Below are 26218 nucleotides of genomic sequence, written 5' to 3' on the forward strand. Positions count from 1 at the left end.
CCGATTAAGGCGTTAAAGTTTTTTGGCTTTTTCCACGGCTTCGTCGATAGAACCAACCATGTAGAACGCCTGCTCTGGCAGGTGGTCGTATTCGCCTTCCATGATACCTTTAAAGCCACGGATGGTGTCTTTCAGGGATACGTATTTACCCGGAGAACCGGTGAATACTTCCGCAACGAAGAACGGCTGGGACAGGAAGCGCTGAATTTTACGTGCGCGTGCTACCACCAGTTTGTCTTCTTCAGACAGTTCATCCATACCCAGGATGGCGATGATGTCTTTCAGTTCCTGATAACGCTGCAGCAGAGACTGTACGCCACGCGCGGTGTCGTAGTGTTCCTGACCAACAACCAGCGGATCCAGCTGACGGCTGGTGGAGTCCAGCGGGTCAACTGCCGGGTAGATACCCAGAGATGCGATCTGACGGCTCAGTACCACGGTTGCATCTAAGTGAGCAAAGGTGGTTGCTGGGGATGGGTCAGTCAAGTCATCCGCAGGTACGTATACCGCCTGAACGGAGGTGATAGAACCGGTTTTGGTAGAGGTGATACGTTCCTGAAGAACACCCATCTCTTCCGCCAGGGTCGGCTGGTAGCCTACCGCTGATGGCATACGACCCAGCAGAGCGGATACTTCTGTACCGGCCAGGGTGTAACGATAGATGTTATCAACGAACAGCAGAACGTCACGACCTTCGTCACGGAACTTCTCAGCCATGGTCAGACCGGTCAGAGCAACGCGCAGACGGTTTCCCGGCGGCTCGTTCATCTGGCCATATACCAAGGATACTTTGTCCAGAACGTTGGAGTCAGTCATTTCGTGGTAGAAGTCGTTACCCTCACGAGTACGTTCACCCACGCCCGCAAACACGGAGTAACCGGAGTGTTCGATCGCGATGTTACGGATCAGCTCCATCATGTTTACGGTTTTACCTACACCCGCACCACCGAACAGACCAACTTTACCGCCCTTAGCGAACGGACACATCAGGTCGATAACTTTGATGCCGGTTTCCAGCAGTTCCTGGGAGCTGGACAGCTCTTCATAGGAAGGTGCCGCGCGGTGGATAGCCCAACGCTCTTCTTCACCGATATCGCCTTTCATGTCGATCGGGTGACCCAGGACGTTCATGATACGACCCAGAGTTGCTTTACCTACCGGGACTTCGATCGGGTGCTCGAGATCTTTGACTTCCAGACCACGACGCAGACCGTCGGAAGAACCCATGGCGATGGTACGTACGATACCGCCGCCGAGCTGCTGCTGAACTTCCAGCACCAGGCTCTCTTTACCATTCATAACCTCAAGAGCATCGTACACGCGCGGTACGGCATCCTGAGGGAATTCGACGTCAACCACGGCGCCGATTACCTGGACAATTTTTCCAGTAGCCATCTTGAATCCTCTACGAATTAACCTGGTTATACCGCGGATGCACCACCGACGATTTCGGTGAGTTCCTGAGTAATGCTGGCCTGACGAGCTTTGTTGTATACCAACTGCAGCTCTTTAATCAGGCTGCCGCCATTGTCGGTCGCGGCTTTCATCGCCACCATACGTGCGGCCTGCTCGCTGGCCAGGTTTTCTACCACGCCCTGATAAACCTGAGACTCGACATAACGACGCAGCAGGGTATCCAGCAGCGCTTTCGGGTCTGGCTCATACAGGTAATCCCAGGATTTACGCTTCAATTCATCATCATCTGATGCCGGCAGAGGCAGCAGTTGGGTGATGGTTGGCGTCTGAGACATGGTGTTAATAAATTTGTTGCTGACAACGTACAGTCTGTCCAGACGACCTTCATCGTAGGCCTGCAGCATCACTTTAACCGGACCGATCAGTTCGGACAGGGAAGGGTTATCCCCCATACCGGTTACCTGAGCAATCACATTACCGCCAACGGAGTTAAAGAAAGACACGCCCTTAGAGCCGATCATTGCGATATCGCACTGAACGCCTTTATCGGACCATGCTTTCATATCCGCCAGCAGCTTTTTGAACAGGTTAATGTTCAAGCCACCGCACAGACCACGGTCGGTCGACACCACCAGGTAGCCCACGCGCTTAACGTCGCGTTCTTCCAGGTAAGGGTGCTTATATTCCAGATTACCATTCGCAAGGTGACCAATCACTTTGCGCATGGTCTCTGCATAAGGACGGCTGGCCGCCATGCGATCCTGCGATTTACGCATTTTGGAAGCGGCGACCATCTCCATCGCTTTAGTGATCTTCTGCGTGTTCTGGACGCTTGCGATCTTACTACGTATCTCTTTTGCGCCGGCCATGAGCTTCTCCTCAATGCCTTGCGGTCCGCCCTAAAGCAGACCGCCAGACGTTACCAGGACTGGGTTGCCTTGAAGGAATCGAGGATAGCTTTCAGCTTGCCTTCGATTTCATCGTTATAGCCACCGGACTGGTTGATCTCTTGCATCAGCGGAGCGTGATCACGGTCAACGTAAGCCAGCAGAGCGGCTTCGAAGCTACCGATTTTCGCCAGTTCCACATCTTCGAGGTAACCGCGTTCAGCCGCAAACAGCACCACACCCTGCTGTGCTACAGACATTGGGGCATACTGTTTCTGCTTCAGCAGTTCAGTTACTTTCTGACCGTGGCTCAGCTGCTTACGAGTAGCTTCATCCAGGTCGGAAGCGAACTGAGAAAACGCTGCCAGTTCACGATACTGCGCCAGTGCGGTACGAATACCACCGGACAGTTTCTTGATGATCTTGGTCTGCGCTGCACCACCTACACGAGATACGGAGATACCCGGGTTAACTGCCGGACGAATACCGGAGTTGAACAGGTTGGTTTCCAGGAAGATCTGACCATCTGTAATGGAAATTACGTTGGTCGGAACGAACGCAGAAACGTCACCTGCCTGGGTTTCGATAATCGGCAGAGCGGTCAGGGAGCCGGTTTTACCTTTAACTTCACCATTGGTGAACTTCTCAACGTATTCCGCGTTTACGCGGGATGCGCGCTCCAGCAGACGGGAGTGGAGGTAAAATACGTCGCCCGGGAATGCTTCACGTCCTGGTGGACGACGGAGCAGCAGGGAAACCTGACGGTAAGCAACAGCCTGTTTAGACAGGTCATCGTAAACGATCAGCGCGTCTTCACCGCGGTCACGGAAGTATTCGCCCATTGCGCAACCAGCATATGGCGCCAGGTATTGCAGAGCAGCAGATTCAGACGCGGTCGCCACAACAACGATGGTGTTGGACAGTGCGCCGTGTTCTTCCAGTTTACGAACCACGTTAGAAATGGTGGACGCTTTCTGGCCGATAGCCACGTACACACATTTGATACCGGAATCACGCTGGTTGATGATGGCATCGATTGCCATCGCGGTTTTACCTGTCTGGCGGTCACCGATGATCAGCTCACGCTGGCCACGACCGATTGGGATCATGGCATCAACAGATTTATAACCTGTCTGTACTGGCTGGTCGACGGACTGACGTTCGATTACGCCTGGTGCGATAACTTCGATTGGCGAGAAGCCATCGTTATCAACCGGACCTTTACCGTCAATTGGGGAACCCAGAGTGTTCACCACACGACCCAGCAGGCCACGGCCAACCGGAACTTCCAGAATACGACCCGTACACTTAACCTTCATGCCTTCGGCGAGGTCAGCGTATGGGCCCATCACAACGGCACCTACGGAGTCGCGCTCCAGGTTCAGTGCGATAGCGTAACGGTTACCCGGCAGGGAAATCATCTCACCCTGCATACAATCGGCCAGGCCGTGAATGCGGATAACACCGTCACTTACAGAAACAATAGTACCTTCGTTGTGAGCTTCGCTCACAACATTGAACTGAGCAATGCGCTGCTTGATCAGTTCGCTGATTTCGGTGGAATTCAGTTGCATGCTCCAGTCCCCTTAAGACTGCAAGACGTCTGCAAGGCGCTCAAGACGGCCGCGTACGCTGCCATCAATGACCATATCACCCGCTCGGATGATTACGCCTGCCATTACAGACTTATCGATTTTGCAATTCAGCTTAACTTTGCGTGACAGACGTTTTTCCATCGCTGCACTAATCTTCGTAAGCTGTTCATCACTCAGTGCATTGGCAGAAGTGACTTCTACCTCAGAGATAGCCTCACTGGCTGCACGCAGATGAATAAACTGCTCAAGAACATCCGGGAGCGCATTCAGACGGTTATTTTCAGCCATTACCCTAATCAGGTTTTGGCCGCTTTCGTCCAGCTGCTCACCGCACACGGCGATAAACGACTCAGCGAGCGTTTCCGGCGCCAGCGCGCCAGAGAGAAGCTCTGCCATTTGTTCGTTTTTCGTCACCTCAGCGGCAAACGTCAGCATATCCTGCCAACGGTCAACGCTTTGGTGCTCAACGGCAAAGTCAAAAGCTGCTTTGGCGTAGGGGCGAGCTACCGTAATAAATTCAGACATCAGCCCCTCCCTCCTTACAGTTCAGCGACAAGTTTGTCCACGATGTCGCTATTAGCAGCTTCATCCACGGAACGTTCGATGATCTTCTCGGCGCCAGCAACAGCCAGGATAGCAACTTGCTTACGCAGCTCTTCGCGAGCACGTTTACGCTCGGCGTCAATTTCCGCCTGCGCCTGTGCCACGATTTTAGTACGTTCCTGCTCTGCTTCAGTTTTAGCTTCGTCCAGGATCTGAGCACGGCGTTTGTTCGCCTGCTCGATGATTACCTGAGCTTCCGCTTTCGCTTTTTTCAGCTGGTCGGTCGCGCTGGCCTTTGCAAGGTCAAGATCCTTATGTGCTCGTTCTGCAGAAGCAAGGCCGTCAGCAATTTCTTTTTGACGTTTTTCGATGGCAGCCATTAAAGGCGGCCATACGTACTTCATGCAGAACAGAACGAACAGGACAAACGCGATGGCCTGGCCGAGGATTGTTGCGTTAAGATTCACAGCACAATGCCTCTATCTAGTTAACGTTCTGATATTGCTCTTAATTCAAGCAACGCTTACTACGCGACAGCAAACATCACGTACAGACCCAGACCTACAGCGATCATTGGGATTGCATCCACCAGACCCATAACGATAAAGAACTGAGTACGCAGCAGAGGAATCAGATCCGGTTGACGCGCTGCGCCTTCCAGGAATTTACCCCCGAGGATGCCGATACCGATCGCAGCACCGATTGCCGCCAGACCCATCATCACAGCGGCAGCAATGTACAGCAGATCCATATTCAGGTTTTCCATGACAGTCTCCAGTTTGTTTCAGTTAAAACGTAGTAGTGTTGGTAAATTAATGCTCTTCAGATGCCATCGACAGATAGACAATCGTCAGAACCATAAATATGAAGGCTTGCAGCGTGATAATCAGTATGTGGAAAATGGCCCATGGCACATTCAGGATCCACTGTGACCACCACGGCAACAGACCAGCAATCAGAATGAAAATCAGCTCACCGGCATACATGTTGCCGAACAGTCGCAGACCAAGAGAAATTGGTTTGGACAGCAGGCTTACCCCTTCAAGGATTAAGTTGACAGGGATGAACGCCCAGTGATTGAACGGCTGCAGCGTCAACTCTTTCGCGAAGCCGCCGATGCCTTTCATTTTGATGCTGTAGAACAGAATGAGGATAAATACGCCCAGCGCCATCGACAGGGTGATGTTTACGTCAGCAGACGGAACCACACGCAGAGCCGGCAGGCCAAAGATATGCTCACCGATGTACGGCAGCAGGTCGATAGGCAGTAAATCCATCAAGTTCATCAGGAATACCCAGACGAAAATCGTCAGGGCCAGCGGAGCAATCAGCTTGCTTTTGCCATGGTACATGTCTTTCACGCTACCATGCACAAAGCCGATTACCAGCTCAATCGCGGTCTGAAATTTACCTGGTACGCCGCTGGTCGCCTTTTTAGCTACGCTACGGAACATAAGCAGGAACAACAGACCCAGAACCACCGAGAAGAAAATGGAGTCAATATTGAGCGTCCAGAAGGTGGCTGGGGGGTTGTGCGGATCCACCAGCGAGAATGTACGTAGGTCCAACTGAAGGTTATTCAGATGGTGTCCTATGTAATCCTGCGGCGTCATATTTTCTGAAGCCATGATGCCTTTACCCTTTGTTGTTAATTACAGCCGGCGCCAGTATCTGAACCACCAGCACCAAAACCCACGTAACGATCAGCGGCATGAATACCGCTTTCAAAACAGCCAACGCCACCACCAGCAAAACCAGCATAGCTAACACCTTGAAGGCTTCGCCGAAGGCGAACGTCCAGGCTACTCGGCCTTTAGCTGGTGTATGCGCCTGGTGACGCCAGGCAAATATCATAAACAACACATTAGGCAGTAACACTGCCAATCCACCGCACAATGCGGAGATGCCCCAGAAAGGGTCTTTGAGGCTAAACAGCAATCCACTTGCTATTACCGCCAGAAACTGTGTGAGCAAAAGCTTACGAGCAACGTTTCGACTCAAGAGCGACATAGACATCACGTTTTTACTCCTGCTCCCTTCGAGGTATGCCGCGTGTCGTATAAAACGTTCTTTATGGCTTAGAGTCAAGCATCAAAAAGCGGTCAAATTATACGGTGCGCCTTCGTGATTTCAAACAATAAGTAGCTAAAAAGTGAATAAATGTTTAAATATTTTTCGCTACCCCACATTTATCACTTTTAAGCAAACTGTGAACGATCATGCAAAACTGCAAATGCCGCGTAAATACTGGCGGCAAAGCGTGCACCAGATCACATATTGAACATATTCACCTTCGCATAATTTATTTACGTGGCAAATGATGCCTTTTCATCTTTTTGATATTTAAGCGTAAAAATAGCCACTATTTCAAAAACAACAGCTAACAACAAAAAAACCACGCATTGACATTTATAATAAAAAATTAACACAACGGGTGGTTCTTACGTTCTATTTTTAGCAGACTGATATTTTCACAGCTGACTTGTTTCGCTTTTAACAAAAAACGGTACGTTATAGTTATGATGCAAAACCGTAAGGCGCTAGTGAATTGTAACGACATTTAACCACACTATTCCCTATGACTTTTAACACCTGAATAGCCGTTTTTTTTCTATTTTTTTTGATAAAAATTAAATTTTGTTTGGCTTAATAACCACCAGATGACGTTCACCATCCAGTTGCGGAACGCGTAATTTTTCGACCGACTCGACGCTGAATTCTGCAGGCAACGAAGCGATTTCATCTTCAGGCAACTGCCCTTTTAGCGCATAAAAACGCCCATCCAGGCCAGGCAAATGATGGCACCAACTCACCATATCAGTAAGTGACGCGAACGCACGGCTAATGACCCCATCGAACGGCGGCTCTGAAGGGAATTCTTCAACGCGACTTTGCACAGGAGTGATGTTAGTAAGCGCAAGCTCATGCTGCACCTGACGCAAGAAACGGACGCGTTTTCCCAGACTATCCAGCAGTGTGAAATGCGCTTCTGGGCGCACGATAGAGAGAGGAATACCCGGCAGGCCCGGTCCCGTACCCACGTCAATAAAACGCTCCCCCTTCAGATACGGCGCGACGACAATACTGTCCAGAATATGGCGCACCAGCATTTCGTTGGGATCCCGTACCGACGTCAAGTTGTACGCTTTGTTCCATTTGTGCAGCATATCGACATACGCAATCAGCTGATTTTTCTGGTGATCGGTAAGAGAAATACCGGCATCAGCCAGCAGACGAGAGAGTTTGTTGAGCACGGTCGTTACCTGTTCATAATCAATTTCCCGATGCGCTATAACTTATCGGGACTACAAATTGGTAGGGCGGGCAGGCGAAGCGCCCGCCGCCAAAATAGTGTTATCAAGCGCTGCGGCGCAGCATACCTTGTTTCTTCAGCCATACCAGCAGAATGGAAATGGCGGCAGGCGTTACGCCAGAAATTCGCGATGCCTGGCCGATCGATACCGGTTTGTGATCGTTCAGCTTGGCGATAACTTCATTCGACAAGCCTGAGACCTGACGATAATCCAGCGTTGCAGGCAACAGGGTGTTCTCATTACGCTGTTGTCTTTCGATTTCTTCCTGCTGACGGGCGATATACCCTTCGTATTTCACCTGAATCTCAACCTGTTCCGCGGCCTGAGCATCATCAAGCGCTGGTGCAAACGCAGATAAAGAGGTCAACTGAGCATAGGTCATATCCGGGCGTCGCAGGAGATCTTCACCGCTGGCTTCACGTGACAAAGGCGTAGCCAGGTGAGCATTCACTTCTGCTGCAGATTCCGCTAACGGATTTACCCAGGTTGATTTGAGACGCTGACGTTCCTGTTCGATACGCTCCAGCTTCTCGTTGAAACGAGCCCAGCGCTCGTCGTCCACCAGACCCAGTTCACGACCAATTTCGGTCAGACGCAGGTCGGCGTTATCTTCGCGCAGCATCAAACGGTATTCTGCGCGTGAGGTGAACATACGGTACGGTTCTTTGGTGCCAAGCGTACACAGATCGTCCACCAGTACACCAAGATAAGCCTGATCGCGACGCGGTGCCCAACCGTCTTTCTCAGCAGACAAGCGTGCGGCGTTCAGACCCGCCAACATCCCTTGCGCAGCAGCTTCTTCGTAACCGGTAGTACCGTTAATCTGGCCCGCAAAGAACAGACCCTGGATGAATTTACTTTCCAGAGTGGGTTTCAGGTCGCGCGGATCGAAGAAATCATACTCAATCGCGTAGCCAGGACGGACGATTCTGGCATTTTCCATACCCTGCATGGAGCGGACAATTTGCATCTGCACATCGAACGGCAAGCTGGTGGAGATACCATTCGGATAAATTTCATTAGACGTCAGTCCTTCCGGTTCGAGGAAGATCTGATGCTGATTACGATCGGCAAAGCGCATCACTTTGTCTTCGATCGACGGGCAGTAGCGCGGACCGATACCTTCGATCACGCCTGCGTACATCGGGCTACGATCGAGGTTATTGCGGATCACGTCATGGGTTCTCTCATTGGTATGCGTGATGTAACACGGCATCTGACGCGGATGTTGAGAAGCATCGCCCAGGAATGAGAAGACCGGCATCGGGTTATCGCTGTTTTGCTGGCCGAGCACGCTGAAATCAATAGTGCGTGCATCGATACGCGGCGGCGTACCGGTTTTCAGGCGGCTGACGCGTAACGGCAGTTCACGCAGACGGCGTGACAGCGGGATAGACGGCGGATCGCCAGCACGGCCGCCGCTGTAGTTGTCCAGACCAATATGAATTTTGCCGTCAAGAAAAGTCCCTACGGTTAACACAACCGCTTTGGCACGGAACTTCAGTCCCATTTGGGTCACTGCACCCACAACACGATCGTTTTCAACAATCAGATCCTCAACTGCCTGTTGGAAGATCATCAGATTGGGTTGATTCTCGAGTGCGGTGCGTACTGCCTGGCGATAGAGCACACGGTCGGCCTGAGCTCGGGTAGCACGAACGGCTGGCCCTTTGCTGGCGTTTAGTATCCTAAACTGGATACCTGCATGGTCGATCGCTTTTGCCATCAACCCACCAAGCGCATCCACTTCTTTTACCAGGTGTCCCTTCCCAATACCGCCGATCGCCGGGTTGCAGCTCATCTGTCCCAGGGTGTCGATATTGTGTGTCAAAAGCAGAGTCTGTTGACCCATTCGCGCCGCGGCCATTGCGGCCTCGGTGCCTGCATGACCCCCGCCAATGATGATGACGTCAAAAGGATCCTGATAAAACATGGTAATTGCCTCGCATAACGCGGTGTGAAAATGGATTGAAGCCCGGGCCGTGGATTCTACTCAACTTTAGTCGATGGAGAAAGCCCTGGGATCCTGGGTATTAAAAAGAAGATCTTTTTATTTAGAGATCTGTTTTATTGTGATCTCTTATTAGGATCGCAACTTTCTGTGGATAAGGGCGATCCTTTGAATAAGATCAACAGGTTGTTGAGGATCATTAGCTGTGAATGATCGGTGATCCTGGCCCGTATAAGCTGGGAGCAGAATGAAGGGTTATACACAACTCAAAAACTGAACAACGGTTGTTCTTGGGATAACTACCGGTTGATCCAAGCTTTTAACCAGAGTTATCCACATAAAAAAGTACGATCTTTACAAATCTCTGAGCAATGGATGCCAGGATCCCAGCCAAATTTCAGCTGGATCTTCCGGAATTTCATGTTCCAGTACGTTGATCCTGAGCGTTTCGCCGATCTGTTTTGCCCCGCAGGCTTTCAGTTCGGCTTCCAGCTTGTCGATTGCGCCGCAAAAGGTGTCATATTCACGACTGCCGATCCCGATTGCACCAAAGTGCACTTGTGAAAGGTCCGGTTTTTGCTCGCATAAGGCATCATATAAAGGCTGCAGGTTGTCAGGAATGTCTCCCGCACCGTGTGTGGAGCTAATAATCAGCCAGATCCCATCAGTCGGGACCTCTTCAAGCATTGGCCCATGCAGTATTTCGCTGGAAAAACCCGCGTCGTCCAGTTTTTCAGCCAGATGCTCTGCTACATATTCCGCACTGCCAAGCGTGCTGCCGCTGATAAGAGTGATTTCTGCCATGATCGCCCACCTTTATAAAGAGGGCGTATTGTACGCTGTGAGCGAGCTGGGATCTACCTGTGGAAAAATAGGGGATTAAAAAAAGCGATCATGGCTTGATGGTACGCATGATCGGGTTTTGCAGGACGATCAGGGTCTCCGTGGACTGAATTTCATCAATTGTTTGGATCTTGTTGATAAGTACCTGCTGTAACGCGTCGATCGACTTGCACATCACCTTTATAAAGATGCTGTAGTGCCCGGTGGTGTAATACGCTTCGGTCACCTCATCGAGGCTTTCCAGTCTGGCCAACGCTGACGGATAGTCTTTCGCACTTTTCAGGATGATGCCGATAAAGCAGCCGACGTCATAGCCTAACTGTTTGGGACTAACATCAATCCGCGCGCCGGTAATAATCCCGGCCTGCTTCATCTTCTCTACGCGAACGTGAATTGTCCCCGGGCTAACGCCGAACTGTTTGGCCAATTCGGCATAGGCCGTTCGTGCATTTTCCATCAGGGCGTCAAGAATGCCGCGGTCCAGATTGTCGATCTGATAATTTTCCATAGGTTTTTCTTATGTAGATTAATGATTCCCTCTATTTTAGACGTTAATTTTAACGAATCAAAATCGAAGACGGCTTTTTGTTTGTTGATTATTGAATATTACCTACATTCTGTTGCTTAATCATAGGCAACAGGACACAGGAGTACACATAATGAAAACCGCTTACATTGCCAAACAACGTCAAATTAGCTTCGTAAAATCTCATTTTTCTCGTCAGCTGGAAGAGCGTTTAGGTCTGATCGAAGTTCAGGCTCCGATCCTCAGCCGCGTAGGAGATGGCACGCAAGATAACTTGTCGGGCTGTGAAAAAGCGGTGCAGGTGAAGGTTAAAGCATTGCCGGACGCTCAATTCGAAGTGGTTCATTCACTGGCGAAGTGGAAGCGTCAAACATTAGGACAACACGACTTTAGCGCAGGCGAAGGGCTGTACACGCATATGAAGGCCCTGCGTCCTGATGAAGATCGCCTTTCCCCGCTGCACTCAGTGTATGTTGACCAGTGGGACTGGGAGCGCGTGATGGGCGACGGCGAGCGTCAATTCTCCACTCTGAAAAGCACGGTAGAGGCTATCTGGGCGGGAATTAAGGCTACCGAAGCTGCGGTGAGCAAAGAGTTTGGTCTGGCACCGTTCCTGCCAGAGCAGATCCACTTTGTTCATAGCCAGGAACTGTTATCTCGTTATCCTGGTCTTGACGCAAAAGGTCGTGAACGTGCGATCGCTAAAGAGCTGGGCGCGGTATTCCTGGTGGGGATCGGCGGCAAGCTCAGCGACGGTCACCGCCATGATGTACGTGCGCCTGATTATGATGACTGGAGTTCAGCGTCCGAGCTGGGTCACGCCGGTCTGAACGGTGATATTCTGGTCTGGAACCCGGTACTGGAGGATGCGTTTGAGCTGTCTTCTATGGGGATCCGTGTGGATGCTGACGCTCTGAAACATCAGCTGTCTCTGACCGGAGATGAAGATCGTCTGAGTCTGGAATGGCACCAGGCGCTGCTGCGCGGTGAAATGCCACAGACGATTGGTGGAGGAATTGGGCAGTCGCGTCTGACCATGCTGTTGCTGCAATTACCACACATTGGTCAGGTTCAGTGTGGCGTATGGCCGGCACAGGTACGTGAAAGCGTCGCCTCTCTGTTGTAAGAATTAACGCCGCCAGCGTCTGAGCAGGCGGCTTCGCATCCCGGTATCAAAGCGCCAGATATGATCGAAAATGCGCATGATGCCGGGTTTACCATGTGCTGACATCGCCACCGCGTGAAAACGGTGCTGGTGCACCCGCTGTAATTCCCCCACTTTGCTGACAACCTCATCGGGCAATCGCTGTGCGATAAAATCTGAGATCACCACCGCATCAGCATCAAACCATTCCCGACCCTGCATGCGCTCAGTAATGGCGCGAAAACAGCTGGCAATATCGGTACCACCGCGAAAGCGCTGACTTAAAAAACGGATCGCCTGTTCGATGCCCTCCGGGCCGGATAGCTCATAGCGCACTACTTCTGTTGAAAACAGCATGATGAAACAGCGTCGGTTATCGGCAAGGGCGACGCGCATTAGCGCCAGGCAAAAGGCTTTCGCACACTGCTCATTAAAGCCGCCCATCGATCCCGAAGTATCAACGCAGACGATAAAAGGTCCGCGCGGTTGCTCGTCAAAATCCTGATGCACCACGGGGCGTTCCGTGACTTTCTCACGCCATGCTTCGCCGTGCAGGCGATAGGTCAACAGCTGCTTTTCCACCAGTCGTCGGTAGAACTCGTATTCCAGTTCGGTAATGCCCAGCGTGGCCAGTTCCGGCGGCAGCAGGCGCAGGATATCGTCGCTTTGCTGGATGCCATCTACTTGCTCCGGGACGGTTGCCGGTTCGCGCACCAGGGTGCGGAAGGTTTCCATTGGCGCATCTTTACGCGGTACGGATTTCGCTTCTCTGGAACGGCCTAACTGCTCAGCCAGACGCTGGAGTTCAGGTTGTTGCGTCAGGAATTCGCCATATTTCACCATCAACTGATAATCACCGCGCTTGATTTGACCTGCGCTCATATCCCACAACCGGCCTGCTGCGTTGTCATTTTCTGCCAGTACGGGTTCCAGTTGCCCGCTGAGGGTCATCCGTTCCTGTACTTCACTGAGCAAATGCTCGCGCTCTTCTTCCAGCAGTTGCTGATTCAGCGTTGTGGTTTGCACCACCAGGCTCAGGCGCCAGCGCTGGAGAAAAAGCGTATGTAGGGCAGGCGTAAACGCGCTGTTGTCATTGACCAACTGCTGCGCTTGTCCGGCCCATGGCGAATGGAGGTGATGCAATAGCGACAATATTTGCGGTAGCTGGACGATAAACTGCGCATGAGAGAGGAGCTGGCTTTGTTGATAGCATATAACCTCTTCCGCTAACTCCGGCGGTACATGGGTATCTTTGAGGCGGCTACGCAAAGATTCACGCCAGCGGGGAATATCGTCAGTGATCGCTTTTTTAAGACGAGGGAATTTGTTAAAAAATACCACCATCTTCGGAGAAGCCAGTAGGGCGACGATCATCTCTTCGATCATCGCTTCTTCACTGACTGCCAGCATGATGTTGAGCGTATCAAGGGTCAGCATTGTTGCGCCTGGTGGATTTGTGCCCCGACATCCTGCAGACTGGCCTCAATGCGGCCTAACCAGTCGCTATGAATAAACAGACATTTTTGCTGCTCGCTAAATGCGCCGTGCTGCTGATGCCACTCGTTATCGAGCGCTTCAAGCTCCTGTTTTATTTCAGCGGGCATACTCTCTTGTGATGTACCGGGCAATGCCAGGCGAGAGCCTTGTAAGCTGACGTCGCGTACAACCAGGTGCTGCGCGCTATCCACTTCCATGTTCAGCGTCTGGGCAAAACCGATCCCGTTTAATTTTCCGCGGACCTCACCACCTTTGGTTAACCACAGTTCCAGCGCACTACGTTCGAAAGCAATATGGATTACTTCCATATCATGCAGCTTTAAGGGCTTTTGCAGTAGTAATGTCACGACGGAAGACGTGGCCTCCGGCGGTAAATCATAATGAGGACGACGGCTGAACATGCCGCCCTGACGGATCACGGTGAATGCTGTTTTATCGCTTTGCTGCTGCTGGATCTGAATGCGGCGCTGCACAATACTGCCCAGACGGGTCAGCATGGCTTGCTGTTGCCATGCGTGTCCGGTCATCAATATTTCCAGCTGCTGCTGCATCAGATTCAGGCTTTGTGCGTCGTACCACAGGCAATCTTTCAGCAGGATCAGGTCGATGGGAACTACCGCATCACGTCCGCTAAAGAAGGCGCTGGCCTGGAGCAAGCGAATGGCTTTTTTCCAGCGACGATCGGACACGTAGGGGGCATTCGGTAGCGTGTCCAACTGCTGGCGCAGCATGAAAATAAGCTCAAACACGCGATCGGGAAGCGTGATGGCGCCAATGTCCTTTTGCCACTGGTAATACTCTTCATCCGTTACCTGTAACGATGCCGGGACCGGATTGTCGCTTTCATCCTGCTGACTTAACAGCATCGAGCGGAAGTTGGCCTTGTCCTGGACTTTATCCAGCCACAGACGAATCAGCATACGGTCGTACAGTGCTTCCAGGCTGCTGTCTGCTTCAGGCAGTTCGTTGGAGGCTGCCACCAGCAGGCGCATCGGGATTTTCTCTTCATGCGCGCCGTTGCGGAAGTGGCGTTCGTTGATGGCGGTTAGCAGGGTGTTAAGAATCGCCGGTCCCGCCTTCCAGATTTCATCGAGAAAGACAATTTCAGCTTCAGGGAGATAGCCTGCCGTTAAGCGTTCATAGCGACCTTCGTCTTTTAACGCCTGAATGGAGAGCGGGCCGAAAACCTCTTCCGGCGTAGAGAAGCGCGTCATCAGATATTCGAAGGCGCGAGCATTTTGAAAGGCAAATTTCAGTCTGCGGGCAATTAAGCTTTTCGCGATCCCGGGAGGACCTAATAAGAAAACGCTCTCGCCGCTAAGCGCAGCCAGCAGACACAGACGAATGGCGTGGCTACGTTCATAAAGTCCCTTTTCCAGCGCATTGCTCAGACGGGAAATTCTTTCCGCTAATAAATGTGGGTGAGCCATAATGAAGTGGCGTCCTTTCGCCAAATGTACTGCATAAACAGCGAGTATAGATGCTTCACACCAGTGCAGTAATAGACTGAAGGTGCGCTTATTTTTCTTTGAGCCAGATTAATCTGGTCTCATTTAGGGGTACGATTTTGCGATTAATCGTGCATACTGTGCGCCTTTTTGTGGGCCAAGGGACGACGCACACATTTCTTATATATACACCAAATCAATCAAGCTGCACCAAGGCGGCAATGGAGTTTTCTTCTGGGATGGGGGAAATAACGAATGCAGCCCACGCGGAGGTGGCTTGAAAGATGATGTGTATAAACGAAAGACGAGTCTATGAGCACTGATAATAAACAATCATTGTCTGCGATTACCCTTGCGGCCATTGGGGTTGTCTACGGTGATATTGGTACCAGCCCACTTTATACGCTTCGTGAATGTTTGTCCGGCCAGTTTGGTTTTGGCGTTGAACGTGACGCCGTATTTGGCTTTCTCTCGCTGATTTTCTGGCTGCTGATCTTTGTTGTCTCCATTAAATACCTGACGTTTGTCATGCGCGCGGATAACGCCGGAGAAGGCGGGATCCTGACGCTGATGTCATTGGCCGGGCGTAATACTTCAGCACGAACAACCTCCATGCTGGTGATTATGGGGTTGATTGGCGGCAGCTTCTTCTATGGAGAAGTGGTGATAACGCCTGCTATCTCGGTGATGTCGGCGATTGAAGGTCTGGAGATCATTGCCCCGCAACTGGATACCTGGATTGTTCCGCTCTCGATAATCGTACTGACCCTGCTGTTTTTGATTCAAAAACACGGTACCGGCATGGTCGGTAAGCTGTTTGCGCCGATTATGCTGTTGTGGTTCCTGACGCTGGCGGTGTTAGGCGTGCGCAGTATTATTGGCAATCCGGAAGTGCTGCAGGCGCTCAATCCATATTGGGCGGTGCATTTCTTCCTCGAATTCAAAACGTTGTCCTTTATTGCGCTGGGTGCGGTGGTGTTGTCGATTACCGGTGTTGAAGCGCTATATGCGGATATGGGCCACTTCGGTAAGTTGCCGATTCGCCTGGCATGGTTCTCCGTGGTATTGCCTTCGCTGGTACTGAACTATTTTGGTCAGGGGGCGTTGCTGTTAAAGCATCCTGAAGCGATTAAAAACCCGTTCTTCCTGCTGGCACCGGACTGGGCGTTGATACCGCTCCTGATCCTCGCCGCGCTGGCAACGGTTATCGCTTCACAGGCGGTTATCTCCGGCGTCTTCTCACTGACGCGTCAGGCCGTGCGTCTGGGGTATTTATCGCCGATGCGTATCATCCATACCTCGGAAATGGAATCGGGCCAGATCTACATTCCTTTCGTTAACTGGATGCTCTATTTTGCAGTGGTTATTGTGATTGTGAGCTTTGAACACTCCAGCAATCTGGCTGCAGCGTACGGGATTGCGGTGACGGGGACGATGGTGCTGACCTCAATTCTATCGACCACCGTGGCGCGCAAAAACTGGCACTGGAATAAATACTTCGTCTTCCTGATCCTGGTGGCGTTCTTGTGCGTCGATGTTCCGCTGTTCTCCGCGAACCTCGATAAACTGATTTCCGGCGGTTGGCTGCCTCTGACGCTGGGTCTGGTGATGTTCACCATCATGACCACCTGGAAAAGCGAGCGTTTCCGTCTGCTGCGTCGCATGCATGAGCACGGCAACTCTCTGGAGGCGATGATTGCCTCTCTGGAGAAATCACCACCGGTACGCGTGCCGGGAACGGCGGTGTACATGTCTCGTGCATTGAACGTCATCCCGTTTGCGCTACTGCATAACCTCAAACATAACAAGGTTCTGCATGAACGCGTTATTCTGCTGACGCTGCGCACGGAAGATGCGCCATATGTTCACAATGTGCGTAGGGTGCAGATTGAGCAGTTATCGCCCACCTTCTGGCGCGTGGTGGCCAGCTACGGTTGGCGCGAAACGCCGAACGTTGAAGAAGTGTTCCATCGCTGCGGTCTGGAAGGCTTAAGCTGTCGGATGATGGAAACCTCGTTCTTCATGTCGCACGAGTCGTTGATTGTTGGAAAACGACCATGGTATCTGCGTCTGCGCGGTAAGCTGTATCTGCTACTACAACGCAATGCGCTGCGCGCCCCGGACCAGTTTGAAATCCCACCGAACCGGGTTATTGAGCTCGGTACTCAGGTCGAGATTTAATCTCATCGACGCCCTCTTTCATCGCGAAAGGGGGCGTTTTGTTTTGTCCCTCCCAGTTTTCATTTCATCGAATGATAATCCTTGCGAAACGTTTCGATGGCGATCACATTTTCGTAACTTCGCGGTGGTTTTATCTCCACTCTTCGCTCTACACTTATCTTCAGCGAAACGTTTCGCTAGTGGGGAAAGAAAATGAAGAAAGGCACGGTACTCAACTCTGAAATTTCATCGGTGATCTCCCGTCTGGGGCATACCGATACGCTGGTGGTGTGTGATGCAGGTTTACCCATCCCGAATAGCACAACGCGTATCGATATGGCATTAACCCAGGGCGTACCTTCTTTTATGCAGGTACTGGATGTGGTGACACGTGAAATGCAGGTCGAGGCGGCCATTCTCGCGACGGAAATTAAACAACATAATCCGCAACTCCACGAAACGTTGCTCAGCCACATTGAGCAACTGCAACAACACCAGGGAAACACCATAGAAATTCGTTACACCACGCATGAACAATTCAAAAAACAAACCGCAGACAGTCAGGCGGTAATTCGCAGCGGAGAGTGTTCTCCGTATGCGAATATTATTCTCTGTGCTGGCGTCACGTTCTGAGGCCATCATGAACGCATTACTGCAACTCAAAGGGATCGATAAAGCGTTCCCGGGCGTAAAAGCGCTATCCGGCGCCGCGCTGAATGTCTACCCAGGCCGCGTAATGGCGCTGGTGGGCGAAAACGGCGCGGGCAAATCTACCATGATGAAAGTGCTGACCGGGATCTATACTCGTGATGCCGGTTCTTTATTGTGGTTGGGAAAAGAGACCACCTTTAACGGCCCTAAATCCTCCCAGGAAGCCGGAATCGGTATCATCCACCAGGAGCTGAATTTGATCCCGCAACTCACTATCGCCGAGAACATTTTTCTTGGCCGTGAGTTCGTTAATCGCTTTGGCAAAATTGACTGGAAGAAGATGTACGCCGAAGCCGATCTGCTGCTTGCCAAACTGAATCTGCGCTTTAAAAGCGACAGACTGGTCGGTGAACTGTCGATTGGCGATCAGCAGATGGTTGAAATTGCCAAAGTGCTGAGCTTTGAATCGAAGGTCATCATTATGGATGAACCGACGGATGCGCTCACCGATACCGAAACCGAATCCCTGTTCCGCGTCATTCGCGAACTGAAATCTCAGGGACGCGGCATTGTCTATATTTCTCACCGCATGAAAGAGATCTTCGAGATTTGCGACGACGTGACCGTTTTTCGCGACGGGCAGTTTATTGCCGAGCGTGAAGTCGCCTCGCTGACCGAAGACTCGCTGATTGAAATGATGGTGGGACGTAAGCTGGAAGATCAATACCCGCGCCTGGAAAAAGCGCCGGGTGATATTCGCCTGAAGGTCGATAACCTGTGCGGCCCTGGCGTAAACGATGTTTCATTCACGCTGCGTAAAGGCGAGATCCTTGGCGTATCGGGGCTGATGGGTGCCGGACGTACCGAGCTGATGAAAGTGTTGTACGGCGCATTGCCGCGCACCAGCGGTTACGTCACGCTTGATGGTCATGAAGTGGTCACCCGTTCGCCGCAGGATGGGTTGGCTAACGGCATCGTCTATATTTCTGAAGACCGTAAACGCGATGGTTTAGTGCTGGGCATGTCGGTGAAAGAGAACATGTCACTAACCGCGCTGCGTTATTTCAGTCGCGCTGGTGGAAGCCTTAAACATAAAGACGAGCAGCAGGCGGTAGGTGATTTTATTCGTCTGTTCAATGTTAAAACGCCATCGATGGAACAGGCTATCGGCCTGCTTTCTGGTGGTAATCAGCAGAAAGTGGCGATTGCGCGCGGTCTGATGACCCGACCAAAAGTCCTGATCCTCGATGAACCAACGCGCGGCGTTGACGTTGGGGCTAAGAAAGAAATCTATCAGCTTATCAACCAGTTTAAGGCCGATGGGCTGAGCATCATTCTGGTCTCCTCTGAGATGCCAGAAGTATTGGGCATGAGCGATCGAATTATCGTTATGCATGAAGGGCATCTCGGCGGTGAGTTCACTCGCGAGCAGGCCACTCAGGAAGTATTAATGGCTGCCGCTGTGGGCAAGCTTAATCGCGTGAATCAGGAGTAAAAAAGATGACTACCCAGGCTGTTTCTGGTCGCCGTTATTTCACTAAAGCATGGCTTCTGGAGCAAAAGTCGCTCATCGCTCTGTTAGTGCTGATCGCGATTGTTTCCACCATGAGCCCTAACTTTTTTACCGTTAACAACCTGTTCAACATCCTCCAGCAAACGTCGGTGAACGCCATCATGGCCGTTGGCATGACGCTGGTTATCCTGACGTCGGGGATCGATCTGTCTGTCGGTTCTTTGCTGGCGCTTACCGGTGCGGTTGCGGCTTCCATTGTAGGGATTGAAGTCAATGCGCTGGTGGCTGTCGCTGCGGCCCTGGCGCTCGGTGCTGCTATTGGCGCGGTAACCGGGGTGATTGTCGCGAAAGGCCGGGTACAGGCGTTTATCGCGACCCTGGTGATGATGCTGCTGCTGCGTGGTGTGACCATGGTATACACCAACGGCAGTCCGGTTAATACCGGGTTTACTGACAATGCCGATCTGTTTGGCTGGTTTGGTATTGGTCGTCCGTTAGGCGTCCCTACGCCTGTGTGGATTATGGGGATTGTCTTCCTCGCGGCGTGGTACATGCTGCACCACACTCGTCTGGGTCGTTATATCTATGCGCTGGGCGGTAACGAAGCGGCAACGCGCCTGTCCGGTATCAGCGTAAGTAAAATCAAAATTATCGTTTACTCCCTGTGTGGTCTGCTGGCATCGCTGGCGGGCATCATTGAAGTAGCGCGCCTCTCCTCTGCGCAACCGACGGCAGGTACTGGCTATGAGCTGGATGCTATCGCCGCGGTGGTGTTAGGTGGTACCAGCCTGGCGGGCGGTAAAGGACGTATTGTTGGGACGCTGATCGGCGCATTGATTCTTGGTTTCCTCAATAATGGTTTGAATTTGTTAGGTGTATCCTCCTATTACCAGATGATCGTCAAAGCGGTGGTGATTTTGCTGGCGGTACTGGTAGACAACAAAAAGCAGTAACAACGATTACAGGACATCTTAAATATGAACATGAAAAAACTGGCTACCCTGATTTCTGCTGTTGCGCTGAGCGCCACCGTGAGCGCGAATGCGATGGCGAAAGATACCATTGCGCTGGTGGTCTCCACCCTCAACAACCCGTTCTTTGTTTCTTTGAAGGATGGGGCGCAAAAAGAGGCCGATAAGCTGGGCTACAACCTGGTGATTCTGGACTCACAGAACAACCCGGCGAAAGAGCTGGCTAACGTTCAGGATTTAACGGTTCGTGGAACTAAAATTCTGCTGATTAACCCGACGGACTCCGATGCTGTTGGTAACGCTGTGAAGATGGCTAACCAGGCGAAAATTCCGGTTATCACCCTTGACCGCGTTGCGTCCAAAGGCGAAGTGGTAAGCCATATTGCATCTGATAACGTGCTGGGCGGTAAGATTGCGGGCGATTACATCGCGAAAAAAGCGGGTGAAGGCGCGAAAGTTATCGAACTGCAGGGTATTGCCGGTACTTCAGCGGCGCGTGAGCGTGGCGAAGGTTTCCAGCAGGCTGTTGCGGCACACAAATTTAACGTACTGGCCAGCCAGCCAGCCGACTTCGACCGCACCAAAGGTCTGAACGTCATGCAGAACCTGCTTACCGCGCATCCTGACGTGCAGGCCGTATTTGCCCAGAACGATGAAATGGCGTTGGGTGCGCTGCGCGCACTGCAAACTGCGGGTAAATCTGATGTGATGGTGGTTGGATTTGACGGTACTCCAGATGGCGAAAAAGCAGTAAATGATGGCAAACTGGCTGCGACCATTGCTCAGCTGCCGGATCAGATCGGCGCGAAAGGCGTTGAGACTGCGGATAAAGTACTGAAAGGCGAGAAGGTTCAGGCTAAATATCCGGTTGACCTGAAGCTGGTCATCAAGCAGTAATACCGATTCAGGTCGCTCGCGGCCTGATGGAGACATAAAGACGCCATCCCCGTATCGGGTTTTGGGGATGAAAGCGTAAAAAGAAAAGCAGGGCACGCGCCACCCTAATCCGGTGGCGCACTTTGACTTGGAACACCAAATATGAAAACCGCAGGCAACCTCGTTGTTCTTGGCAGTATCAATGCCGATCACATCCTCAACCTTAACGCTTTCCCGACACCTGGTGAAACCGTAACCGGTAACCATTATCAGGTCGCATTTGGTGGTAAAGGCGCGAATCAGGCTGTTGCTGCGGGGCGTAGTGGCGCGAATATCGCATTTATTGCCTGTACGGGTGATGATGATATTGGCGAAAGTGTTCGTAAACAGTTAGCCAAAGATAATATCGATATTGCGCCGATTAGCGTAATTTCGGGGGAATCGACCGGTGTGGCGTTGATTTTTGTGAATGGTGAAGGTGAGAACGTCATCGGCATTCATGCTGGTGCGAACGCGGCACTTTCGCCTGCGTTGGTGGAAGCTCAGCATGAGCGTATTGCCCAGGCGTCTGCCTTACTGATGCAGTTAGAGTCGCCGATCGAAAGCGTACTGGCTGCGGCAAAGATTGCACATCAAAATAAGACCACGGTAGCCCTTAACCCGGCCCCGGCAAGTGAACTTTCTGACGAACTGCTGGCGCTGGTGGATATTATTACCCCGAATGAAACCGAGGCTGAAAAGCTCACGGGGATCCGGGTTGAAAACGATGAAGACGCGGCCAAAGCTGCGCAGGCATTGCACGCGAAGGGGATCCATACTGTACTGATTACCTTAGGCAGTCGCGGGGTGTGGGCTAGCGTAAATGGTGAAGGTCAGCGTGTGCCTGGGTTTAAAGTGGACGCTGTTGATACCATCGCCGCTGGGGATACCTTTAACGGCGCGTTAATTACAGCGTTACTGGAAGAGACTCCGCTGCCTGAAGCGATCCGATTTGCACATGCCGCTGCGGCGATTGCGGTCACCCGTAAGGGCGCACAGCCTTCCGTTCCATGGCGCGAAGAAATAGAAGCGTTTTTAAGTCAACAGAGGTAACGCTTGGCTACAATGAAGGACGTCGCCCGCCTGGCGGGGGTTTCCACGTCGACGGTTTCTCACGTCATTAATAAAGATCGCTTTGTCAGTGAGTCTGTCACTGACAAAGTTGAAGCGGCGATTAAAGAGCTTAACTACGCGCCCTCAGCGCTGGCGCGTAGTCTCAAGTTAAACCAGACCCACACTATTGGCATGTTAATCACTGCCAGTACCAACCCCTTTTATTCCGAGCTGGTGCGCGGCGTTGAACGTAGTTGTTTTGAACGCGGCTACAGTCTGGTGCTGTGCAATACCGAAGGTGATGAACAGCGCATGAACCGTAATCTGGAAACGTTAATGCAAAAACGGGTGGACGGCTTGCTGCTGCTCTGCACGGAAACTCATCAACCTTCCAGGGAGATCATGCAACGCTATCCTTCTATACCGACCGTCATGATGGACTGGTCGCCTTTTGATGGTGAAAGCGATCTGATCCAGGATAACTCCCTGTTGGGCGGGGATTTAGCCACTCAACATCTTATCGAAAAAGGTTTTACGCGCATTGCCTGCATCACCGGGCCGCTGGATAAAACTCCGGCGCGTTTACGTCTGGAAGGATATCGGGCGGCAATGAAGCGGGCGGGGTTGCCGGTCCCGGAAGGTTACGAGATTACCGGTGACTTTGAGTTCGGCGGCGGCTTTGAAGCTATGCAAACGTTGCTGTCGCATAAACAGCGACCGCAGGCCGTTTTTACCGGCAATGATGCCATGGCGGTTGGCGCGTATCAGGCACTGTACCAATCGGGATTGCGCATTCCGCAGGATATGGCGGTGGTGGGTTATGATGATATCGAGCTGGCGCGCTATATGACGCCGCCGCTGACGACCATCCATCAACCAAAAGATGAACTGGGCGAACTAGCCATCGATGTATTAATCCACCGGATGGCGCAGCCCGCATTACAGCAACAGCGCCTGCAACTTACTCCTGTTTTGATGGAGCGGGGGTCGGTTTAGGATTATGTCGCTCTTTAATCAGATTACGTCCATCTTTTGCTTTTAGCAGCATGAACATCAGCGCAGACACTACCGTGATAGCGCCCATCGTCATAAAGGTGTAGTGGAACTGCTCGACCGTATTGGTACCTTCCATACCTTCATAGATACGCAGAACGGCAGCGCTGATGGCGACCCCTAAACTGATTGATAACTGCTGAGTAACGGCCAGCACACTGTTGCCGCTGCTGGCGTTTTCATCAGTCAGGTCTGCCAGAGTGATGGTATTCATGGAGGTAAACTGGGTGGACATCGCCATACCCAAAATGAACAACGGCAGGATCAACATCCAGACCGGCATGGCGGGAGATTGCAATGCGAACTGCGCAATCATCAGGCCGATAAATATCGTAACACCCACCAGTGTGGTTCTGTAGCCGAGCCGGCGCAGCACCTGCGTCACCATTGATTTCGCCAGTATTGATCCCAGCGCCGTTGGCGCCATCATGCAACCGGCTATCAGCGCCGGGTATCCAAAGCCTACCTGCAACATTAGCGGCATTAAGAAGGGCACGCACCCTGTACCCAGACGAGTGGCAAGGTTTCCGGCGATCCCGACGGAAAAAGTTCGGGTCTTAAATATAGGAAGCGATATTAGCGGCGTTGGGTGACGACGCGCGTGGCGAATGTAGGCGAGCAGTAACAGAATGCTGGCAAGAATAATGCTGAGCGCTATCCAGGTCTCGACAAGCTTCTCACCGAACAGCTCTACCCCGCTGGAAAACAACACCAGGCTCAAACCAAACAGAAAGAAACCGGTTATATCAAAACCGCGGCGCGGCGTGGTGAAGTTCGGCATATATTTGCGGGCATAGAAGATACCGGCAACCCCAATTGGAATATTAATCAGGAAGATCCAGTGCCAACTGGCCCACGTGACCAGTATACCGCCCAATACCGGACCTAAAATCGGCCCCACAAGTCCAGGCATGGTTACGAAGTTAAGCACGGGAAGCAGTTCGCTGCGGGGGTAAGCACGCAATAATGCCAGACGGGCAACGGGCATCATCATAGCGCCGCCAATGCCCTGAATGATGCGGAAAATCACCAGTTCGCTTAGGGAGCTGGACAGCGCACAGGCCAGCGAACCCAGCGTAAACAGGCTAACAGCTATCATAAAGACGCGCCGGGTACCGAACCTGTCTGCCAGCCATCCACTCACCGGGATCAGCATCGCGACCGTCAGGGTGTAGCTGATAATGGCCGACTGCATGGCGAGCGGAGAGCGGTTAAGGCTGTGTGCTATTGCGGGTAAGGCGGTATTGAGGATCGTGGCGTCTAGTGCCTGCATAAAAAAGGCCATGGCTGCTATCCACGGTAGCCCGGCCATACTGCGTGATTTCTTTTCTGACATATTATTTATCCGGTAGCACGTTCGGTGCTATCAGCAATGCCTGACAGGCAGCGAAGGCGCGATCGCCATCGCTCTCATCTATTGCGTCGACAATGGCCTGGTGTAAATCCAGCTTGACCACGTCGTTATAGGTAATAGAGGTAAAATAGGTCTGGTAAACGGAATGGAAGAGTGATGCAAAGGAGATAAGGAACGGGTTCGCACTCATTTCATAGATGTGTTCATGCCAGGCGATATCAACCTCAATCCAACGCTCGCGTCTGAAGTTTCTTTTCAGCTCGACCATTTCTTCCATCAGCGTGTTGAGATGCGCTTTCTGTTCTGCCGTACCTATAGTCGCCGCCAGTAAACACGCCTGAGGCTCCAGGCTGATACGCATCACCAGAAAATGTTTAATGACCTGAGAGAAATTATCTTCCGTCATCCACCAGGTGAGCAGCTCCTGATCGAGGAAGTTCCAGTTTGCTTGCGGCATGACGCGTGTACCAATACGCGGGCGCGGTAATACCATACCTTTTGCCGTTAACGTCTTTACCGCTTCTCTTACCGCGGTACGACTTACGCCAAACAGATCGCCCAGCTCTATTTCGCCAGGCAATATAGCGCCCGGTGCGTATTCACCTTTTAATATTCGCTGAGCCAGCTTTTCGGCCAGAACGTAGGACAGGTTTTTCTGTGCGGCTAGCTGTTGGGCATTTAACGGCATGAATGGTTTTCCTTACTTTATTTCCTATTCATTAGTATGCCACCTGGAAGTGTTATTGCGGCTGCAAAAACGGCAATTTGCTTATTTTATGGCATGTTAATGGTGGTTTTGCTGAAAAAACACGCACTCGGAAAGTTATTTTAAATTTCCCCTTGTCAGCCTGAAATAACTCCCTATAATGCGCCTCCACTGACACGGAACAACGGATTACAAACCGCCGGGTCAGCGGAGAAAAGCGAAAATAAACGCTTGACTCTGTAGCGGGATGGCGTAATATGCACACCCCGCGCCGCTGAGAAAAAGCGAAGCGGCACTGCTCTTTAACAATTTATCAGACAATCTGTGTGGGCACTCGAAGATACGGATTCTTAACGTCGCAAGACGAAAAATGAATACCAAGTCTCTGAGTGAACACGTAATTCATTACGAAGTTTAATTCACGAGCATCAAACTTAAATTGAAGAGTTTGATCATGGCTCAGATTGAACGCTGGCGGCAGGCCTAACACATGCAAGTCGAACGGTAGCACAGAGGAGCTTGCTCCTTGGGTGACGAGTGGCGGACGGGTGAGTAATGTCTGGGAAACTGCCCGATGGAGGGGGATAACTACTGGAAACGGTAGCTAATACCGCATAACGTCGCAAGACCAAAGAGGGGGACCTTCGGGCCTCTTGCCATCGGATGTGCCCAGATGGG

Annotated in this window: 24 protein-coding genes and 1 rRNA gene; 9 read left to right on the top strand and 16 right to left on the bottom strand. The window is 51.7% G+C overall.

The genetic code is table 11. The features are described 5' to 3' along the window. Positions 1-12 precede the first annotated feature (12 nt). The 12 genes from atpD to asnC all read right to left on the bottom strand — a co-directional run bounded on the left by atpD (position 13) and on the right by asnC (position 11057). Positions 13-1395 (bottom strand): F0F1 ATP synthase subunit beta, encoded by a 1383-nt coding sequence (atpD, locus tag WC7_RS02180; protein ID WP_003023806.1) that lies wholly within the window; start codon positions 1393-1395, stop codon positions 13-15. 26 nt (positions 1396-1421) lie between these two features. Continuing rightward, a complete protein-coding gene (gene atpG, locus WC7_RS02175; RefSeq protein ID WP_016155083.1) occupies positions 1422-2285 on the bottom strand; it encodes a F0F1 ATP synthase subunit gamma in 864 nt (287 codons plus the stop codon). Between the two features lie 50 nt (positions 2286-2335). Continuing rightward, the gene (gene atpA / locus WC7_RS02170; RefSeq protein WP_003023802.1) at positions 2336-3877 is read right to left on the bottom strand and encodes a F0F1 ATP synthase subunit alpha; all 1542 of its coding nucleotides are present in this window, start codon (positions 3875-3877) and stop codon (positions 2336-2338) included. A gap of 12 nt (positions 3878-3889) precedes the next feature. Next, positions 3890-4423, bottom strand: coding sequence for a F0F1 ATP synthase subunit delta (atpH, locus tag WC7_RS02165; protein WP_006687767.1), 534 nt, complete (start codon positions 4421-4423; stop codon positions 3890-3892). Positions 4424-4437: 14 nt separating this feature from the next. Beyond that, complete coding sequence (gene atpF, locus WC7_RS02160) at positions 4438-4908, bottom strand: F0F1 ATP synthase subunit B (protein WP_003827022.1); 471 nt, start codon at positions 4906-4908, stop codon at positions 4438-4440. Between the two features lie 59 nt (positions 4909-4967). Continuing rightward, a complete protein-coding gene (gene atpE / locus WC7_RS02155) occupies positions 4968-5207 on the bottom strand; it encodes a F0F1 ATP synthase subunit C (RefSeq protein ID WP_003023794.1) in 240 nt (79 codons plus the stop codon). Positions 5208-5253: 46 nt separating this feature from the next. Next, positions 5254-6069, bottom strand: coding sequence for a F0F1 ATP synthase subunit A (gene atpB / locus WC7_RS02150; RefSeq protein ID WP_003023792.1), 816 nt, complete (start codon positions 6067-6069; stop codon positions 5254-5256). A 7-nt stretch (positions 6070-6076) separates the two neighbouring features. Further along, complete coding sequence (gene atpI / locus WC7_RS02145) at positions 6077-6457, bottom strand: F0F1 ATP synthase subunit I (RefSeq protein WP_003023790.1); 381 nt, start codon at positions 6455-6457, stop codon at positions 6077-6079. 614 nt (positions 6458-7071) lie between these two features. Next, positions 7072-7695 (bottom strand): 16S rRNA (guanine(527)-N(7))-methyltransferase RsmG, encoded by a 624-nt coding sequence (gene rsmG, locus WC7_RS02140; protein WP_016155084.1) that lies wholly within the window; start codon positions 7693-7695, stop codon positions 7072-7074. Positions 7696-7798: 103 nt separating this feature from the next. After that, a complete protein-coding gene (gene mnmG / locus WC7_RS02135; RefSeq protein ID WP_016155085.1) occupies positions 7799-9688 on the bottom strand; it encodes a tRNA uridine-5-carboxymethylaminomethyl(34) synthesis enzyme MnmG in 1890 nt (629 codons plus the stop codon). A 372-nt stretch (positions 9689-10060) separates the two neighbouring features. Beyond that, complete coding sequence (mioC, locus tag WC7_RS02130) at positions 10061-10510, bottom strand: FMN-binding protein MioC (RefSeq protein WP_016155086.1); 450 nt, start codon at positions 10508-10510, stop codon at positions 10061-10063. Positions 10511-10598: 88 nt separating this feature from the next. After that, on the bottom strand, positions 10599-11057 hold the full coding sequence (gene asnC / locus WC7_RS02125; protein ID WP_003023780.1) for a transcriptional regulator AsnC: 459 nt from the start codon (positions 11055-11057) through the stop codon (positions 10599-10601). Positions 11058-11208: 151 nt separating this feature from the next. Between asnC and asnA the strand changes: the two genes are divergently transcribed. Then, the gene (gene asnA / locus WC7_RS02120; protein WP_016155087.1) at positions 11209-12201 is read left to right on the top strand and encodes an aspartate--ammonia ligase; all 993 of its coding nucleotides are present in this window, start codon (positions 11209-11211) and stop codon (positions 12199-12201) included. Positions 12202-12204: 3 nt separating this feature from the next. On the opposite strand, the gene viaA is transcribed toward asnA, so the two are convergent. Next, on the bottom strand, positions 12205-13656 hold the full coding sequence (gene viaA / locus WC7_RS02115) for an ATPase RavA stimulator ViaA (RefSeq protein ID WP_016155088.1): 1452 nt from the start codon (positions 13654-13656) through the stop codon (positions 12205-12207). Continuing rightward, on the bottom strand, positions 13650-15146 hold the full coding sequence (ravA, locus tag WC7_RS02110; RefSeq protein ID WP_016155089.1) for an ATPase RavA: 1497 nt from the start codon (positions 15144-15146) through the stop codon (positions 13650-13652). The genes viaA and ravA overlap by 7 nt, the downstream gene beginning before the upstream one ends. A gap of 330 nt (positions 15147-15476) precedes the next feature. Here ravA and kup point away from each other — a divergent pair, with 330 nt between their 5' ends. The 7 genes from kup to rbsR all read left to right on the top strand — a co-directional run bounded on the left by kup (position 15477) and on the right by rbsR (position 23423). Continuing rightward, positions 15477-17345 (top strand): low affinity potassium transporter Kup, encoded by a 1869-nt coding sequence (gene kup / locus WC7_RS02105; protein ID WP_003023768.1) that lies wholly within the window; start codon positions 15477-15479, stop codon positions 17343-17345. Between the two features lie 192 nt (positions 17346-17537). Next, positions 17538-17957: a D-ribose pyranase gene (rbsD, locus tag WC7_RS02100; protein WP_016155090.1), complete on the top strand. Its 420-nt coding sequence runs from the start codon at positions 17538-17540 to the stop codon at positions 17955-17957. Positions 17958-17964: 7 nt separating this feature from the next. After that, positions 17965-19470 (top strand): ribose ABC transporter ATP-binding protein RbsA, encoded by a 1506-nt coding sequence (gene rbsA, locus WC7_RS02095; protein WP_003023764.1) that lies wholly within the window; start codon positions 17965-17967, stop codon positions 19468-19470. Positions 19471-19475: 5 nt separating this feature from the next. Beyond that, complete coding sequence (gene rbsC, locus WC7_RS02090) at positions 19476-20441, top strand: ribose ABC transporter permease (RefSeq protein ID WP_003023762.1); 966 nt, start codon at positions 19476-19478, stop codon at positions 20439-20441. 24 nt (positions 20442-20465) lie between these two features. Beyond that, complete coding sequence (gene rbsB, locus WC7_RS02085) at positions 20466-21356, top strand: ribose ABC transporter substrate-binding protein RbsB (protein ID WP_016155091.1); 891 nt, start codon at positions 20466-20468, stop codon at positions 21354-21356. A 141-nt stretch (positions 21357-21497) separates the two neighbouring features. After that, positions 21498-22427 carry a ribokinase gene (gene rbsK / locus WC7_RS02080; RefSeq protein WP_016155092.1) on the top strand — a complete coding sequence of 310 codons (930 nt, stop codon included), beginning with the start codon at positions 21498-21500 and terminating at the stop codon, positions 22425-22427. A gap of 3 nt (positions 22428-22430) precedes the next feature. Next, complete coding sequence (gene rbsR / locus WC7_RS02075) at positions 22431-23423, top strand: ribose operon transcriptional repressor RbsR (RefSeq protein WP_016155093.1); 993 nt, start codon at positions 22431-22433, stop codon at positions 23421-23423. Here rbsR and mdtD read toward each other — a convergent pair. Both mdtD and WC7_RS02065 read right to left on the bottom strand, forming a co-directional pair. Continuing rightward, positions 23389-24816 (bottom strand): multidrug transporter subunit MdtD, encoded by a 1428-nt coding sequence (mdtD, locus tag WC7_RS02070; protein WP_016155094.1) that lies wholly within the window; start codon positions 24814-24816, stop codon positions 23389-23391. The two genes, rbsR and mdtD, sit on opposite strands and share 35 nt — an antisense overlap. Position 24817: 1 nt before the next feature. Beyond that, on the bottom strand, positions 24818-25522 hold the full coding sequence (locus tag WC7_RS02065; protein WP_016155095.1) for a FadR/GntR family transcriptional regulator: 705 nt from the start codon (positions 25520-25522) through the stop codon (positions 24818-24820). A 454-nt stretch (positions 25523-25976) separates the two neighbouring features. Here WC7_RS02065 and WC7_RS0124775 point away from each other — a divergent pair. After that, positions 25977-26218 (top strand): 16S ribosomal RNA (locus tag WC7_RS0124775); the annotation flags it as partial.

Origin of the sequence: Citrobacter sp. KTE151, assembly GCF_000398845.1 — a bacterium.
Classification (GTDB): domain Bacteria; phylum Pseudomonadota; class Gammaproteobacteria; order Enterobacterales; family Enterobacteriaceae; genus Citrobacter; species Citrobacter braakii.

Excerpts from the sequence above, each read along its gene's own strand:
- ravA (WP_016155089.1), bottom strand. The coding sequence starts at position 15,146 with ATGGCTCACCCACATTTATTAGCGGAAAGAATTTCCCGTCTGAGCAAT.
- atpA (WP_003023802.1), bottom strand. The coding sequence starts at position 3,877 with ATGCAACTGAATTCCACCGAAATCAGCGAACTGATCAAGCAGCGCATT.
- WC7_RS02065 (WP_016155095.1), bottom strand. The coding sequence starts at position 25,522 with ATGCCGTTAAATGCCCAACAGCTAGCCGCACAGAAAAACCTGTCCTAC.
- viaA (WP_016155088.1), bottom strand. The coding sequence starts at position 13,656 with ATGCTGACCCTTGATACGCTCAACATCATGCTGGCAGTCAGTGAAGAA.
- mnmG (WP_016155085.1), bottom strand. The coding sequence starts at position 9,688 with ATGTTTTATCAGGATCCTTTTGACGTCATCATCATTGGCGGGGGTCAT.
- rbsC (WP_003023762.1), top strand. The coding sequence starts at position 19,476 with ATGACTACCCAGGCTGTTTCTGGTCGCCGTTATTTCACTAAAGCATGG.
- atpD (WP_003023806.1), bottom strand. The coding sequence starts at position 1,395 with ATGGCTACTGGAAAAATTGTCCAGGTAATCGGCGCCGTGGTTGACGTC.
- atpI (WP_003023790.1), bottom strand. The coding sequence starts at position 6,457 with ATGTCTATGTCGCTCTTGAGTCGAAACGTTGCTCGTAAGCTTTTGCTC.
- atpH (WP_006687767.1), bottom strand. The coding sequence starts at position 4,423 with ATGTCTGAATTTATTACGGTAGCTCGCCCCTACGCCAAAGCAGCTTTT.
- asnA (WP_016155087.1), top strand. The coding sequence starts at position 11,209 with ATGAAAACCGCTTACATTGCCAAACAACGTCAAATTAGCTTCGTAAAA.
- rbsB (WP_016155091.1), top strand. The coding sequence starts at position 20,466 with ATGAACATGAAAAAACTGGCTACCCTGATTTCTGCTGTTGCGCTGAGC.
- atpG (WP_016155083.1), bottom strand. The coding sequence starts at position 2,285 with ATGGCCGGCGCAAAAGAGATACGTAGTAAGATCGCAAGCGTCCAGAAC.
- atpB (WP_003023792.1), bottom strand. The coding sequence starts at position 6,069 with ATGGCTTCAGAAAATATGACGCCGCAGGATTACATAGGACACCATCTG.
- asnC (WP_003023780.1), bottom strand. The coding sequence starts at position 11,057 with ATGGAAAATTATCAGATCGACAATCTGGACCGCGGCATTCTTGACGCC.
- kup (WP_003023768.1), top strand. The coding sequence starts at position 15,477 with ATGAGCACTGATAATAAACAATCATTGTCTGCGATTACCCTTGCGGCC.
- rbsK (WP_016155092.1), top strand. The coding sequence starts at position 21,498 with ATGAAAACCGCAGGCAACCTCGTTGTTCTTGGCAGTATCAATGCCGAT.
- rbsA (WP_003023764.1), top strand. The coding sequence starts at position 17,965 with ATGAACGCATTACTGCAACTCAAAGGGATCGATAAAGCGTTCCCGGGC.
- atpE (WP_003023794.1), bottom strand. The coding sequence starts at position 5,207 with ATGGAAAACCTGAATATGGATCTGCTGTACATTGCTGCCGCTGTGATG.
- rbsD (WP_016155090.1), top strand. The coding sequence starts at position 17,538 with ATGAAGAAAGGCACGGTACTCAACTCTGAAATTTCATCGGTGATCTCC.
- mioC (WP_016155086.1), bottom strand. The coding sequence starts at position 10,510 with ATGGCAGAAATCACTCTTATCAGCGGCAGCACGCTTGGCAGTGCGGAA.
- mdtD (WP_016155094.1), bottom strand. The coding sequence starts at position 24,816 with ATGTCAGAAAAGAAATCACGCAGTATGGCCGGGCTACCGTGGATAGCA.